This window comes from Kitasatospora nipponensis (genome assembly GCF_039528135.1).
In the GTDB taxonomy this organism is placed as follows: Bacteria; Actinomycetota; Actinomycetes; order Streptomycetales; family Streptomycetaceae; genus Kitasatospora; species Kitasatospora nipponensis.
Genome location: NZ_BAAALF010000106.1, coordinates 1 through 14,623, shown reverse-complemented (window position 1 = coordinate 14,623; position 14,623 = coordinate 1). Strand labels below are relative to the sequence as shown.

General features: G+C 74.3%; 14 protein-coding genes. 10 read left to right on the top strand and 4 right to left on the bottom strand.

The window, feature by feature from the left end; translation table 11 throughout:
- The first annotated feature begins 228 nt into the window (after positions 1–228).
- The 3 genes from ABD323_RS25435 to ABD323_RS25425 all read left to right on the top strand — a co-directional run bounded on the left by ABD323_RS25435 (position 229) and on the right by ABD323_RS25425 (position 3,413).
- The gene (locus ABD323_RS25435) at positions 229–2,424 is read left to right on the top strand and encodes a hypothetical protein (protein WP_344444271.1); all 2,196 of its coding nucleotides are present in this window, start codon (positions 229–231) and stop codon (positions 2,422–2,424) included.
- Between the two features lie 43 nt (positions 2,425–2,467).
- Positions 2,468–3,028: an NADPH-dependent FMN reductase gene (locus ABD323_RS25430; protein WP_344444270.1), complete on the top strand. Its 561-nt coding sequence runs from the start codon at positions 2,468–2,470 to the stop codon at positions 3,026–3,028.
- Positions 3,029–3,152: 124 nt separating this feature from the next.
- Entirely contained in the window at positions 3,153–3,413 is a 261-nt protein-coding gene (locus ABD323_RS25425; RefSeq protein ID WP_344444269.1) for a lipopolysaccharide assembly protein LapA domain-containing protein, read from the top strand.
- A 70-nt stretch (positions 3,414–3,483) separates the two neighbouring features.
- Here the strand turns inward: ABD323_RS25425 and ABD323_RS25420 are convergent, their stop codons facing one another.
- Positions 3,484–4,641 (bottom strand): FAD-dependent oxidoreductase, encoded by a 1,158-nt coding sequence (locus ABD323_RS25420; RefSeq protein ID WP_344444268.1) that lies wholly within the window; start codon positions 4,639–4,641, stop codon positions 3,484–3,486.
- A gap of 615 nt (positions 4,642–5,256) precedes the next feature.
- Here ABD323_RS25420 and ABD323_RS25415 point away from each other — a divergent pair.
- Both ABD323_RS25415 and ABD323_RS25410 read left to right on the top strand, forming a co-directional pair.
- Positions 5,257–5,988, top strand: coding sequence for a DUF6426 family protein (locus ABD323_RS25415; protein ID WP_344444267.1), 732 nt, complete (start codon positions 5,257–5,259; stop codon positions 5,986–5,988).
- A complete protein-coding gene (locus ABD323_RS25410) occupies positions 5,988–7,124 on the top strand; it encodes a Fic family protein (protein WP_344444266.1) in 1,137 nt (378 codons plus the stop codon). The genes ABD323_RS25415 and ABD323_RS25410 overlap by 1 nt, the downstream gene beginning before the upstream one ends.
- Positions 7,125–7,176: 52 nt before the next feature.
- Here ABD323_RS25410 and ABD323_RS25405 read toward each other — a convergent pair whose 3' ends face one another.
- Positions 7,177–8,103, bottom strand: coding sequence for an SDR family oxidoreductase (locus tag ABD323_RS25405; protein WP_344444265.1), 927 nt, complete (start codon positions 8,101–8,103; stop codon positions 7,177–7,179).
- A gap of 291 nt (positions 8,104–8,394) precedes the next feature.
- Between ABD323_RS25405 and ABD323_RS25400 the strand changes: the two genes are divergently transcribed.
- Positions 8,395–8,862, top strand: a complete 468-nt coding sequence (locus ABD323_RS25400) for a hypothetical protein (protein WP_344444264.1) — start codon at positions 8,395–8,397, stop codon at positions 8,860–8,862.
- 407 nt (positions 8,863–9,269) lie between these two features.
- Positions 9,270–9,839 carry a GNAT family N-acetyltransferase gene (locus ABD323_RS25395; protein ID WP_344444282.1) on the top strand — a complete coding sequence of 190 codons (570 nt, stop codon included), beginning with the start codon at positions 9,270–9,272 and terminating at the stop codon, positions 9,837–9,839.
- 118 nt (positions 9,840–9,957) lie between these two features.
- Here the strand turns inward: ABD323_RS25395 and ABD323_RS25390 are convergent, their stop codons facing one another.
- Positions 9,958–11,118, bottom strand: coding sequence for a lactonase family protein (locus ABD323_RS25390; RefSeq protein WP_344444263.1), 1,161 nt, complete (start codon positions 11,116–11,118; stop codon positions 9,958–9,960).
- Positions 11,119–11,401: 283 nt separating this feature from the next.
- On the opposite strand from ABD323_RS25390, the gene ABD323_RS25385 reads away from it, so the two are divergent.
- Positions 11,402–11,986 carry a TetR/AcrR family transcriptional regulator gene (locus ABD323_RS25385; protein WP_344444262.1) on the top strand — a complete coding sequence of 195 codons (585 nt, stop codon included), beginning with the start codon at positions 11,402–11,404 and terminating at the stop codon, positions 11,984–11,986.
- Between the two features lie 132 nt (positions 11,987–12,118).
- Positions 12,119–13,108, top strand: coding sequence for a zinc-binding dehydrogenase (locus ABD323_RS25380; protein ID WP_344444261.1), 990 nt, complete (start codon positions 12,119–12,121; stop codon positions 13,106–13,108).
- Positions 13,109–13,239: 131 nt separating this feature from the next.
- Here ABD323_RS25380 and ABD323_RS25375 read toward each other — a convergent pair whose 3' ends face one another.
- Positions 13,240–13,779, bottom strand: coding sequence for a carboxymuconolactone decarboxylase family protein (locus ABD323_RS25375; protein WP_344444260.1), 540 nt, complete (start codon positions 13,777–13,779; stop codon positions 13,240–13,242).
- A 164-nt stretch (positions 13,780–13,943) separates the two neighbouring features.
- Here ABD323_RS25375 and ABD323_RS25370 point away from each other — a divergent pair, with 164 nt between their 5' ends.
- Entirely contained in the window at positions 13,944–14,570 is a 627-nt protein-coding gene (locus ABD323_RS25370) for a MarR family winged helix-turn-helix transcriptional regulator (RefSeq protein ID WP_344444259.1), read from the top strand.
- Positions 14,571–14,623 lie beyond the last annotated feature (53 nt).

The window sequence follows — 14,623 nt, the reverse complement described above, 5'->3', positions numbered from 1 at the left end:
TGGTGGACCGGCGCCGGCGATGACCCGAAGGTAGTGCGGCGCCGGATCCACCCGACAGGCCGTCCACCGTCCACTTCCCGTCCAATTCCGGTCCGTTTCATGCCCGTTGCCGCGCGGCGCCGCCCCGGCGGGCACGGGCCGCGGGCGCCCGCGGAACGCCGCCGCACGCCGTTGACACCGCGCCGCGGGCGCCCGGAGACTGGCGTCGATCGACCGGTGGGGGTGGCAGTGGCTGGGCGCTTGGCCGACCGGCTCGCGCAGGGGCGCGAGCGCGGTTTCGTGGGCCGCCGAGCGGAGGGCGAGCGGTTCGCGGCACTGCTGGCGTCGGGGGCGGGGGCGGTCGTCCACGTGCACGGCCCCGGGGGCATCGGCAAGAGCGCGCTCGTGCACTGGCTGGCCGCGCAGGGCGTCGCCGCCGGCCGCACGCTGCTGCGGCCGGACGCGGAGGAGCTCGCGCGGGACCTCGCGGACGGCGAGTTCGCCGCCCGACTCGCCGGCGCCCGGGCCGTGCTGCTGGTGCTCGACCCCGCCGACGCGATCGTGGACGATCCCGGCGGCCTCGACGAACGGCTGCTGCACCTGCTGCCCGCCGACGCGCTGGTGCTCCTGGCCACCCGTCAGGCCCCGCCGCTGGCCTGGCGCACCGACCCGGCCTGGCACGGGCTGCTGCACCCGATGGCGCTGGGCCCGCTGGATCCGGCGGACAGCCGCGAGCTGCTGCGGCGGCGCGGGGTGCCCGGGCCCGAACGGGACCGGGCCGTGCGGGCCACCCACGGCCACCCGCTGGCCCTGGCGCTGGCCGCCGACCTGTGGCGGCAGACCGGGACCGGGCTGCGACGGCTCGGCGACGCGCCCAGCGTGGTGGAGGCGCTGCTGGAGCACCTGTTGGAGGCGGTCCCCTCCGCGCTGCACCGAGCGGCACTGGAGGCCTCGGCCCAGGTGCTGGTGACCACCGAGCCGCTGCTGGCGGCCCTGCTGGAGGTGCCGGACGCCGGGGACGTCTTCGACTGGCTGCAGGGCCTGTCCGCCGTCCACCGCGGCACTCGGGGCCTGTATCCGCACGACCTGGTGCGCCGCGCGCTGGACGCCCGGCTGCGCTGGCGGGCCCCCGAGCGCCGGGCGGCGCTCACCCGCCGGGCCGTCGCGTACTACCAGCGGTTCTTCGACGCCGGCGACCACGCCCGCCAGCGCACGGTGCTCACGGACTTCGCCTTCCTGCACCGGGACAGTCCGGCGGTCGCCACCGTGCTCACCCCGGTCCTGGACAGTGTCCGGGACGCCGCTCCCCCGCTGCTGGAGCGGCTGACCATCGTCCCGGCCGCACCCGGGGACCTGCCGGCGCTGCGCGCGATGACCGAGGCGCACGAGGGCCGCGACTCGGCGGAGCTGCTGGCCGCCTGGGACGGGCACCCGGCGGCCACCACCAGCGTGGTGCGGGAGCCGGGTGGTCCGCCCAAGGGGTTCAGCACGGTCGTCGTCCTCGGCCGGGAGCCGGATCCCACCGGTCCCACCGGGTCCGCGAGCCCGGCGGCCCCCGCGGATCCGGCCGTCGAAGCCGCCCGCGGCTGGCTGCTCGACCGGGACGGCGGGGACCTGCGGGCGGGCGAGCACGCCCTGCTGGTGCGGCACTGGATGAGCCGTGAGCAGTACCAGGACGTCTCCGCCGTCCAGCTCCTGATCACCCTTCGGCTGACCCACGGCTATCTGACGCGCCGCCCGCCCGCGCTGACGCTGCTGCCGTTCGCGGAGCCCGAGCGCTGGCAACTGAGCTGCGCCTACGTCGACTTCACCCGGGCCCCGGGCGCCGACTTCACCGTCGGCGGGCACCGCTACGGGGTCTTCGCCCACGACTGGCGGCGCACCCCGCCGCTCGCCTGGCTGGACCTGCTCTGCGGTCGCCAGGCCGGCGACGATCCGCGCGCGCTGCCCGCCGCGCCCGCGCCGCCGCACTCCGGGACACCCGACCGGGAACCGTTCGCCCGCGCGGAGTTCGGCCATGAGCTGTTCGGTCACGAGCCGTTCACGCACCCGGAGTTCAGCCGCGAGGAGTTCGCGGCCGGGGTGCGGCAGGCGGTGCGCGGGCTCGGCCGGGCCGACGGGCTGCACGGCGCGGACCTGCTGCGCGCCCGCCTGGTCACCTCGGCCCCCGACGGCCGCACGGACGCCACCCGGGTGCTGCGCGAGGCGCTCCTGGAGGCGGCGGCCGCCCTGGAGGCCTCGCCGCTGGACCGGCGGGCCTTCCGCGCCCTGCACCACACCTACCTGCAGCCCGCCCCCAGCCAGCAGCGCGCCGCCGACCTGCTGGACCTGCCGATGACGACCTACCGCCGGCACCTGGCGAAGGGGCTCGCCCGGCTCACCGAACTGCTCTGGCTGCGGGAGACCGACCTGCGGGCCGGTCGCGCCGGCCGGCCGGGCGGGTAGGTTGGCCGGGCGGGTAGGTTGGCCGGGCGGGTAGGTTGGCCCGATGCTGACCTCCCCTCACATCCTGCTGCTCTCCGGCAGCCTGCGGACCGCCTCCTCGAACGAGGTGGTGCTGCGCACCGCCGCGGCGGTGGCGCCGGCCCCACTGCGGACCGTGCGCTACGACGGCCTGGCCGCCCTGCCGCACTTCAACCCCGACGACGACACCGACCCGCTGCCCGCCTCCGTCGCCGAGCTGCGCGCCGCGATCGCCGACGCGACCGCCCTGCTGATCTGCGCGCCGGAGTACGCGGGCACGCTGCCGGGTTCCTTCAAGAACCTGCTGGACTGGACGGTCGGCGGCACCGAGATCTGCGACAAGCCGGTGGCCTGGATCAACGCCGCCGCCCCCGGCCGCGGCCAGGGCGCGGAAGCCACTCTGCGCACCGTGCTGACCTACACCGGCGCGACCATCGTCGAGGCGGCCTGCCGCCGCCTCACCGTGGACCGCGGGACCCTCGACGCGGACGGGCTGATCGGTGACCCGGACGCGCGCGAGCAGCTCGCCGAGACGCTCAACCTGCTCGCCGCCCCCGATCACCAGCCGCCGGCGCCACCGCTGTAGGCATCGGTGGCGGTGTACGAACCGAGGGCGTGGGCCCGGGTGCCACCGGCTCGCGCGGGGGGCGGCGGGCCTCTCCCGCGGGGCTGAGGGCGAGGTCAGAGCGAAATGGTCTGATACTGGACATATGGCACAGACACCTCCGCGTCGCCCGTCGGCCCTCACCGTGAAGGGCCGGGAATTCCGCCTGCGCACCATCGGTCTCGGCATCCTCGCGGTCCTCGCGATCTGGTTCATCGCGGCCAACACCGAGTCGGTCGCCATCAAGCTGTGGATCCCCACCGTCACGCTGCCGCTGTGGCTGGTCCTGACCGTCACCCTGCTGGTCGGTCTGGTCATCGGTTTCGCGGTGGCCCGCCGCCGCACCAAACGCCAGACCGGGGCCTGAGCCCCAGCCGGGACAGCGGGCCGGTCCGACGGGGAGGTCACGCCGTCGCTGCCGGGCCGAGCCGGCTCGGTCAGGCCGACTGCTCCTGCCGGCCGGCGAACTGGTCGAGCAGCCCCTGCGGCGCGTCCGCACCGAAGCAGGCGAGCAGCCCGGCGGCGGACTCGGCGGCGGCGCCGGCGCTGCGCGGGAAGAGCGCCTGCTCGTAGGCGGTCAGCGCGGCCTCGACGTCGCCCGGGTGGGCGGCCAGGGCCAGGCCCAGCTCGGCCCCGTCGAGCATGGCGAGGTTGGCACCCTCCCCCGCGAACGGTGACATCAGGTGGGCGGCGTCGCCGAGCAGGGTGACGCCGGGCACCCGCTCCCAGCGGTGGTCGACCGGCAGGGCGTGCACCCGGCGCGGGATCAGCGGGCCCTCGGCATCGGCGACCAGCGCCCGCAGACTGTCGTCCCAGCCGGCGAAGTGCGCCAGCACGGCGGCCTTCGCGGCGGCGGTGTCGGCGGCGGTGAAGTCGATCCCGTCGAGCCAGGACTCCGGCACCCGCAGCGCCGTGTAGACGTGCAGGCTGCCGTCGGCCTCGCGGTGGGCCAGGAAGCCCCGGCCCGCGCCGAGGGCGAAGAGCATGCCGCCACCGACCACGGCCGCGCTCGCGCGGTGGCGACTGTCGGCGTCCGGCAGGTCGGCCTCGACGAAGGAGATCCCGCAGTAGGCGGGCCTGGCCACGGAGAGCAACGGGCGGATCCTCGACCAGGCACCGTCCGCGCCGACCAGCAGGTCGGTGGTGAACACGCCGCCGTCGTCGAGGGTCACCTCGTGCCGGCCCCCGCCCAACGGGCCTGCCGCGGCGACCTTCGCACCCCAGCGGACGGTGCCCGCGGGCAGCGCGCCGAGCAGCAGGTCGCGCAGCGAGCCACGGTCGACCTCGGGACGGCCCCCCTCGCCGTCGTCGTCCTCCGCCAGCCGGACCACGGCGTGCCGGTCGAGGACCCGCACGGCCTCGCCGCCCGGGTGGACGAGCGCGCGGAACTCCCGCTCCAGACCGGCGGCGCGCAGGGCCCGCTGCCCGGACTCCTCGTGGATGTCGAGCATGCCGCCCTGCGCGCGGGCGGCGGGCGAGGCCTCCAGGTCGTGGACGGCGGCCTCGATGCCGTGCAGGTGCAGGACGCGGGCCAGGGTCAGGCCGCCGAGGCCGGCCCCGACGATGGCGATCGGGTGGTGGGGGTGCACTGTCATGAGACCAACGTAACGAACATGTTCGTTGAGAACAAGTTCGGAGCGTACGCGTTCGCAGGCAGGCGGAAACACCCTCGATGGACCTGCTTCTTTCTGTCGGGAACCGGCCCGGACTGATCGGTTCCGGCCATCCGGGCGGCGGCGGCGTGCTCGATGCGTCACCGCACCCGGCGACGTCCGCCGCCGCCCGGACCGGGGTCGGCGGCACCGACCGGCCCGCACCGTGCCCCCCGGCGGGCCGGTCGGACCCGATCGCGGCGGCCGCGCCGCCCTTCGCCGCCGATGTTCGGCACACCGTCGTCCCCCGGACGGCTGCGCGACCGGAGCCGGCCGATCCGGCGCGCCCCGCGGCCGCGAGGAGACGAGCGACCCTCCGCGGCGGCGACCCGCAACCGTGGCGCTCAGTGACAGAGATGAGTGAGGTCGTGGCTGAAATTCATTCTGGCTTATGTGACGTGAGTCTGCGAGGGTGGCGCCGCGCCGGCGAAGCACCGCCCGCGACTACCCCGTCCGGTGGCTTCGGGAGACCGAACGCCGCTGCCCCCTGGGCCAGTTCGCCGCGCATGCCGACGGTGGAAAGCCTTCGCCGTCGAACCGTCCTCACGAGAGAAGCCCATGAATCTCAGGAAGCTCGTGCTCGCCACCGCGCTGGGAGCCACCGTGCTCACCGCGGTGCCCGCGGTCATCGCACCGCACCACGCCTACGCCGACACCTGCTACGAGGACGGCCAGACCTCCTGCCCCGACGACCCGGACGGCCCCGGTGACCCCGGCGGCAACCCGGGCGACCCCTCCGGCGACGGCGACGGCACCGGAAGCGCCACCGGCGGCTTCGACATGAGCGAGGGCAACCCGGGCGACTCGGTCCCCGGCCTGCCCAAGGTCATCATCACCGGGCAGCGCAGCATCATGCCCAGCAGCCCCGCGGACCCGGGCATCCCGATGAGCTACGGCGGGGGCGGCAGCAGCGGCGAGCAGCCCGGCAGCAGGGTCTACAGCAAGGGCAAGACCTGGGACGAGCAGCAGAACTGCTACCGCAACAGCTCCAACGGCGTCGCCAAGATCACCGAGACCACCACCTACACGGTGACCTACCAGGTCAGCACCAACATCTCGGCGACCGCGGCGGAGGTGCTGACGGCCACCCTCGGGACCCAGCTGAACACCTCGATCGCCAAGAGCTACGGCGTCGAGGTCACCCTCAACCCGGGGCAGAGCTGGGCGCTGAACGTGCAGTACCAGACCGTCGTGTACGCGATCACCACCCAGCACCTGTGGTCCGCGGACACCACCGAGTACGTGAACGTCACCATGCCCACCGGTGTCGTGACGGGTCGCTCCTGCTGATGCCCTCCGGTACCTCCCCGGCGGCGCGACGGGTCCTGCCCGTCGTGCCGCCGTCCGACGCCGAGGCGGTGCCCGCCGCCGCCCGCCGCGAGGCGCTCGACGCGCTGGCCGCGCTCAGCACGGCCGCGGCCCGGCTCGCCGACCCGGACCTGTTCCACCGGCCCCGCGTGCGCACCAAGCTGCACCGGCGGTACGTCGGCGCCACCGACCCCGCGGAGCTGGCCGAGCAGCTCTCCGCGCCCGCCGAGAACCGCGCCACCGCCGGCCTGCTGGCGGTCCACTCGGTGCGCGAGGAGCTGCGGGAACAGCCCGGCCGGCGCCCGTGCTTCGCCCCGGACTCGCTCGCCGAGCTGCACCGGCTGCTGATCGCCGCCGACCCCAACATCCCGGCCCGGGGCGGCTTCCACCGCTCGCGCGCGCTGGTCACCTGGCCGGACGGGCGGGCCTTCGCCATCGACGTCGCCGCCGGCGAGCCGCTGCGCGCGCACGTGGAGCGCTGGCACCGGTGGGGCGCCGGCACCACCTCCCCGCCGCTGGACGCCGCCGCGCTCGCGGCGCTGGGCCTGCTGACGATCCATCCGTTCCCCGACGCGAACGGCCGCATGGTGCGCCTGCTGAGCCAGTGCGACCTGGTGGCGGCCGGACTGATGCCGGGACTGCTGCTCGACCTCGACGGCTGGGTCCACGGCCACCGGCGCGAGCACGACGAGGCGCTGGTCGCCGGCGCCGACGGCGACTGGGCGCGCTGGGGCGAGGTGTTCGCCCGCGCCGTCACCGAGACCGCCCGGCACCGCACCGCGACCGTCACCGCCTACTGCGGCCTGCTGGACACGGCGCTGGAGCGGGTCGCCGCCGACCCGGCCACCGCCGCCGTCCTGGAGCAACTGCGGGGCACCCCGGCGGTGTCGGCGCCGTGGCTGCGCGAGCGGATCCCGTACGCGCCGCAGCCGGCGCTGGACCGGCTGCGGAGCGCGGGCGTCCTCGCGCCGCATCCGCGTCTGCCGGGGGCACTGGTCCACCCCGAGCTGCTCGCCCTGCTAGACGCGCCGCTGGACGCCGCGCCGCCGCACGACGCGCCCGTGGGAGACGTGCCCGGGGGCGCCGTGCCGCTGGACGAGGGCCCGGTCACCCCCTGAGGACCGGCTCCTGCGCCGGCGACGGGGCCGGCGCAGGAGCCCACCACCGGAGCTACGCCGAGGTCGGCGCGGGGTCCGCCTGTGGGTCCCCGGCCTGCCCGGGCAGCAGGCCCCCGGCCTCACCGACGTCACTCGCCTCACCGGCCTCACCGGCCTCACCCGCACCGAGTGCGAACACCCGGGCGGCGGCGAACTCCGCGCGCGCCTGCTCCTCGATCATCTCCAGGTAGGCGTAGGCGTCCGGGCCCGCCGGCAGGCGCAGCGGGACCGAGCCGGCGCCGACCGCGCGCAGCACCAGCGCGGCGAAGTCCTCGGGCCGGTTCAGCTCCGGGTTGCCCCCCATCCCGCGCAGGCCGGCCCGCACCGGCCCGATGGTCGGCTCGTAGACCGGCAGGCGGGCGGCGCTCTCCGCGAGCGCGCTGCCGTACTCGGTCGCGAAGCCACCGGGCTCGATCACGGTGACCCGCACGCCGAACGGCGCGACCTCGGCGGCCAGCGCCTGGCTCATGCCCTCCAGGGCGTACTTGCCCGCGACGTACGCGCCGAGCCCGGGAAAGGCCATCCGGCCCGCGAGCGAGGAGACGTTGAGGATGTGCCCACGGCCCTGGGCGCGCATCAGCGGCAGCACCAGGCGGGCGAACCGCCACGGAGCGACGGCCAGGACCTCCAGCTGGGCGCGCAGTTCGTCGTCCGAGACCTCCTCGACCGCGCCGAAGACGCCGGCCCCCGCGTTGTTGACCAGGACGTCCACCCCGCCAAGGCGGTCGCACGCCAGCTGGACGGCCGCCGCACACTGCTCCGCGTCCCGCACGTCGACGGTGGCGGTGACCACCCGGTCGGGGTGCTCGGCGGCGAGCGCGTCCAGGGCGGACGGTCGGCGGGAGGTGGCGAGCACGCTGTCGCCCGCGGCCACCACCGCGGTGGCGAGGGCCAGTCCCAGGCCCGAGGAACATCCGGTCACCAGCCAGCGACGTGTCAACTCTTCACTCCTTCTGCGGGAATCCGATCAGCCCGGGCGCGGACCGGCCCGCGGTGTCCCCCACCACCGGATCCGCCGCCACGGTCGCAGCCTCGGTACCCCGCCCAGTAGGCGGCCAACCGCGCCGGCTCGGGGCGCTCGAGGCGAATCCGGCCGGTTCTGGTCTGGACAACTCCGGGAAGCCAGCTGGCCGTTGCAACTTCCTTTCGCTGCTGCCACGTTGGTGCCGGCCTCGGGCGCTCGACACCCTTCCGCGGCCGGCCCCCGATCCGTACTCGAAAGGATTCCGACATGCTGCGCAGACTCTCCTTCGCGACCGCCGCGGCCGCCGCGAGCACCGCCCTCCTGGCGGGCGCCGGCCCGGCGATGGCGGCGGCAGACCCGGCGGCGTCCGCCACGGCCCGCGCCTGCTCGGGCGTCGTGCAGATCAACAGCCTCGCGTTCCAGCCCGCCCAGGTCTCCCCCGGCCAGGGCTCAACCGCCACGCTGACCGCGACCAACTGCACCGGTCAGGCCCAGACCGTCTCCGAGACCTGGTACGGCCGCTTCACCAGCGCCACCGGCGGCTTCCCCCAGGGCTGCCCGGTCGTCGACCCCTTCCTCCGCACGGTCGCCTTCGCCGCGCACCAGCGGGTGGCCGCCAGCACGTCCTACCTGGTACTCGCCGGCTGCCAGGCGAGCGCCTTCACCGTCACCGTGACGCTCAGCCAGAACGGCGTCCAGCTGGGCCAGGCGAGCGCCGTCCTCACCATCGGCTAGGAGACCGTCCGCCCGAGCGCAGGGCCGTCCGCCCGCGCCGGACCTCGCGCGGGCGGACGGCCACCGAGTGGTGCCAAGGGCGAGGTGGGAAGCGCTCCTGACGGGCACGGAGAGCCCGCTCCGAGACGTGGTTCCCATGACCCATGACGGGCTTCGTCGTCTTCGCCGTTCCGGAGCCGCTGCGCACGGCTCTGGCCAGTGCCGGACGGGAACGGCTCCACACCGCGGCCGTTGCCTGGGCCGGGATCACCACTGCCTGTACTGCTGGTACTTCGCACCCCAGGAGCGTGGGCCAGTGAACAACCCCTGGGATGCCGCCGGGCCCTGCAGTCGAAAAGGCGTGGCTGCCCGTCAGTAGTGATGCGAGAATCCGCGTCTTGATCCAGATCCGCGTCCCGGAGGTCCGCATGGACGTCGCCCCGCTGCTGCCGATGACCACGCCCCGGTTGTCGCTGCGTCTGTTCACTCCAGGCGACGCCGACGACCTCTACGCCTACCAGAGCCTGCCGAGCGTGGCGCGCTACCTGTACCGGCCGGCGCACACCCGGGAACGCAGTGAGCAGGTTGCGGCCGAGCGCGCGGCGCAGTCGGTTTGGCGCGTCGACGGGGACAAGCTGGCACTTGCCGTGTGCCGACGTGATGCGCCCGGCGTCCTCGGCGAGGTGACGCTCACCCTGGCCCATGCCCGCGCCGCCCAGGCCGAGATCGGCTGGACCCTCGACCCGCGTCACCAGGGGCAGGGCTATGCGAGCGAGGCGGCCTTGGCGCTGGCCCGGTTCGCCTTCGACACGCTGGGCGTGCACCGGCTCTACGCACGGCTGGACGTGGAGAACACCGGCTCCGTACGGGTCTGTGAGCGCCTCGGGATGCGTCGGGAGGCGCACCTGGTCGAGAACGACCTCGACGGGGATCGCTGGGGCAGCGAGTACATCTACGCGGCACTGGCCGCGGACATGGTCGCTCCGTCAGGCAGTTGAGCCCGACGCCGCCTCGTGTTCGTGATCTTCCGTACAAAGGAATCAGGTCAGCCGACAGCCGACCGCGGACCCGCGGTCGGGCGTCGGCTCACAACTCCCGGCTGCCCGCTGACCGGGGTCAGAATGCGACGATGCCCTCGCCGCCGGCCGCATCGGGGACGGTCTCGGATCCCAGGGCGGTCAGTGAGCCGTCGGTGTTGACCCGGAAGGAGTCGAGGCCGCCGTTGACGCCGGTCTGCACGTAGAGGAAGTGGCCGCCCTCGGAGGCCGCGGAGTCGACCGTGCCGGGACCCGTGGGTGTGTTCCCCAGGGGGGTCAGCCGGCCGTGCTCGTCGACCCGGAAGCCGGAGAGGGTCGAGCTGCCGGCGTTGGAGGCGTAGCGGAACCCGCCCGCGGCCGTGATCCAGCAGGTCGCCGACTGTCCGGTGGCCACGGCTGCCAGTTGGGTGGCGGTGCCGTCACCGTGGATCCGGACGGTGGCCACCGCGTTCGGCCCGGCCTGGGTGAGCAGGATGTCGTGCTCGCCGTGCTCGACGAAGCCGAACGGCACCGTGTCGGGCTGGGTGGTGACGACCGGTGACTGTGCGGGGGCGCCGGAGCGGTCCAGGTCGAAGACCTCCAGGCTGTTGCCGCCCGCCTTGGTGGTGACGACCAGCTTCGAGCCGTCCCCGGTGAACCCGACCTGGCCGGGGGTGTGGGTGAACTGCGGGGTGGCGTTCGGGTCCAGGCCCAGGCAGCGGTGCCGGTCCGCCCGCGACTCCAGGTGCCCGTCGGTGACGACGAAGCCCTGGATCGAGCCGCCGTCCAGCGCGTTGAGGACGTAGACCGCGTCGCCGTGGACCGCGACGCTGACCGGGAAGCGGCCCCCGGAGGCGATGACCTGACGCCGGACCAGCCGGTCGCCGTCCACCGCGAAGACGGTGACGGTGTCACTGCCGGCGTTCACCGCGTACAGCAGCGCGTGCCGCTCGTCGTAGGTCAGCGACCCCTGCGAGGCGAGGTGGTCGGCGACCGAACCCTCCAGCACGCCGCCGAGCCCGCCGGTGTCGTACGTGTCGGTCCGGGTCAGCTGCCCGTCCTCGGCCCGGTGGTAGGCGACGACCTGGTTGCCGGCCGGATTGTCGGTCTGGACGAAGACGGCGTGGTGGGCGCCACGGCCGTGCATCCCGCCGGTGGTGGCGGCGAAGACGGACGGGGTGGTCGCGGCCACGGCCGCGACGGCGGTGGCGATCGCGAGGCCGAGACGGATGGTTCGTTGCGTCGGCTTGGTTCGCTGCACGGTGTGGGTCCTCCTGGGAAGGGCTCGGGCGTGCCGTTCGGCGCTGCGGGCCCCGGATCGAAGGCGTTCGACCAGCGCGGCGGCGGCAGGCTCGGAACGGGCGATGACATGACGGTCGTGCGGGCTCCTCGGTCGGCCGCCCCGAGGGGCGAGCGGCGCCGACAGCCGCAAGGCGCACTCTATGTGACGGTATGTCCGAATATTCGGAGACAGTCCGCACCGAGGACACCGGGCCGGCGAGTCTCCTCCCGTTCTTGAATAGCCATTCATGTATAGTGGGCACATGCCCCGCCCCCGCGAGTTCGAACCCGAGACCGTCCTCAACCAGGCCATGCTCCGGTTCTGGGAGCGGGGCTACCGGGCCACCTCCATCGAGGACCTGGTGAAGGCGACCGGGGTCAAGCCCGGCAGCATCTACAGCGCGTTCCCGGGCGGCAAGCGAGCACTGTTCCTCAAGTCACTGGAGCGCTACTCCCGGCTGGTCGTGCCGCAGAAGCTCGGCGAGCTGGACGCCCCCGGCGCCGGCCTGGCGGAGCTGCGCGGCTACTTCGACGGGCTGGTGCGCGACCTGCTCAGCCCGGAGGGCCGACAGGGCTGCCTGCTGGTGAACACCGCGATCGAGGAGGCGGCCGAGGACGACGAGGCCGCCGCCGTGGTCCGGGGTCACCTGGCCCGTCTGGAGCGCTGCATGACCGCGGCACTGGTGAACGCGCGCACCCGGGGCGAGGTGCGAGCCGCGGTCGATCCCGGCGGCAGCGCCAAGCTGCTGGTGGCGACCTGCCAGGGGCTGATGGTCGTGGGCAAGGCGAACCCCGACGAGGCGGTCCTGCGCGCGATCGCCGACAACGCCTTCGCCGCCCTCACCTGACACCCCGCACCCCGCACCCCGCACCCCGCACCCCGCACCCCGCACCCGAACGATCAACCCCCGAGCCACCGCCCACGGTGGCTCTTTTTCCGGCCCAATAGATGAACCACTATTCAAGAATGGATTCCGATCATGAAGGCCATCGTCATCTCCGCCCACGGCGGCCCCGAGGTACTCACCGTCACCGAGCTCCCCGACCCCGTGCCGGCGGCCGGGGAGGTGCTGATCCGGGTCCGGGCCTTCGGTCTCAACCACGCCGAGGCCTACATGCGCGCCGGCGCCTGGGGCACCGTCGCGGCCGTCCCGGGGATCGAGTGCGCCGGGGTCGTCGAGGCCGACCCGTCCGGTGAACTCCCCGTCGGCACCACCGTGGTGGCCATCCTGGGCGGCATGGGACGCACCCGCGACGGCAGCTACGCCGAGCTGGTGACCGTGCCGGCGACCAACGTGGTGGCGGTCCGTTCCTCGCTCGGCTGGGCCGACCTGGCAGCCGTGCCCGAGGTGTACGCGACCGCCTGGAGCGGTCTGTTCGGCACCCTGGACGTCCGGCCGGGCGAGCGGGTCCTGGTGCGCGGGGCGACCTCCTCGCTCGGTCAGGCCGCCGTCGACCTGGCCGTCGACCACGGCGCCAGGGTCCTCGCCACCACCCGGAACCCCGCCCACGCGGCCCTGTTGGAGGACCTCGGCGCCGAGCACGTGCTGATCGACGACGGGCACCTGGCGGACCAGGTCAGGGCGCGGGGCATCGGCGTGGACGCGGTCTTCGACGTGGTCGGCAACAGTGTCCTGCGCGACTCGCTGGCCACCGTCGGACCCCGCGGCCGGGTCTGCCAGCTGGGCTTCCTCGGCGGCTTCGCCCCGGTGCCGGACTTCGACCCGATCACCGACCTGCCCAGCGGGGTGCGGCTCAGCTTCTTCGGCAGCGCCTTCGTGCTGGGCACTGCCGACTTCCCGCTCTCCGACATCCCGTGGGCGGAGATCTTCGCCAAGGTCGAGGCCGGCGTCCTGCGCGGCCGGCCCACCCGGACGTTCCGGTTCGAGGAGATCGTCGAGGCCCACCGGGTGCTGGAGAGCGGTCGCGCACTCGGCAAGATGGCCGTGACGGTCGACCGGGACCAGTAGGTCCGGCCCGGCGACCGTCACCCACCGGACGGCCGGGTGCCGGAAGGTGAGCCCGCTCGCGGCCCCCACAGTCGCGAGCGGGCGGTCGGGGCCTGCTACGTCACCCCCTGACTCCTCTCCGACTCCCTCGACTACTGCGGCAGGGCCACGGGCGGGAAGTCCAGCTCGGTGCGGGCGACGGAGTTGAAGTAGTTGGTGAAGGTGTTCAGGGCCACCGCACCGATGATCTCGCCGATCTCACCGTCGCCGTAGCCGGCCGCCCGGACCGCCGCCAGGTCGGCGTCGGAGACGAATCCCTTGTCGCGGATGACCGCGCGGGCGAACCGCAGGGCGGCGGTGACCTTGGGGTCGGCGGCCTCGGCGTGCCCACCGGCCGCCAGGTCGTCGGCGCTGACACCCGCGCCGGCGCCCAGGACGTGGTGGGCGGCGTAGCAGTAGGCGCAGGAGTTCTCGACGGCGGCGACCAGGGCTATCTGCTCGCGGACCGCCGCGGAGAGGTGGCCCTTGGCCAGGCTTCCACTGAAGGAGAGGTAGGCCTCCAGCACGGCGGGCGAGACCGCCATCGCTCGCATCATGTTGGGCGTCGCGCCCAGCATGCGGTCGACCTTGTCGAGCAGCACCTTGGCGGCGGGTGCGGCGGAGTCGGGGTCGACGGTGGACAGACGGGACATGAAGGTGCTCCTCGGATGACGAAGGGGTGGTGCCGGGTGACCCGCCGGGGCGGGTTAGTTGGCAGTGCCAAATATAGTTGGCACTGCCTAGAATGCAACAGGCCCGCCAGGCCGGTTTCCGCCGGGGTGGCCGGCCCACGGGTCATGGCGCGAAGGAGGATCGGATGGACGGCGCACTGCCGGGACTGTCCCCCAGCGAGCAGTTGCTGATCGGGCTGACCCGTCTCGGGCAGGCGGTGCGGCTCAGCGCCTGGCACAACGCCGGCCCCACCAAGCTCACGCCGTTGCAGGCCGACATCCTGCTCTTCCTGGCGGGCGACGGCCGGCCCCGGCGGCAGGGCGAGATCGTCACCGCCCTGGCGTCCACGGCCCCCACGGTCAGCGACGCGGTCCGGGCCCTGACGGCCAAGGAGCTGGTGGACCGCCGGCGCGACCCGCTCGACACCCGCACGGTGGCACTGACGCTGACCCCGGACGGCCGCGCCGAGGCCGACCGGCTCGCGGCGATCCCCGCACCGCTACGGGAGGCCCTGGACGCGCTGGGCGAGCAGGACGTCGCGGCCATGCTGCGCGGCACCACGGCGATGATCCGGGTCCTGCAACGGCATCAGGCGATCCCCGTCTCGCGCACCTGCGTCACCTGCCGCTTCTACCGCCCCGACGCCCACCCCGAGGACCCGGACCGTCCGCACCACTGCGCCTTCGTCGACGCGCCCTTCGGCGACGGCGAGCTGCGCCTGGAATGCCCCGACCACCAGCCCGCCGAACCCCCCGGCCAGGCACCGGCCTAGTACTGCAACGGTGCTTACTGTGACGAGGCTTCAGTTCTTGGGTTGTGGCCTCG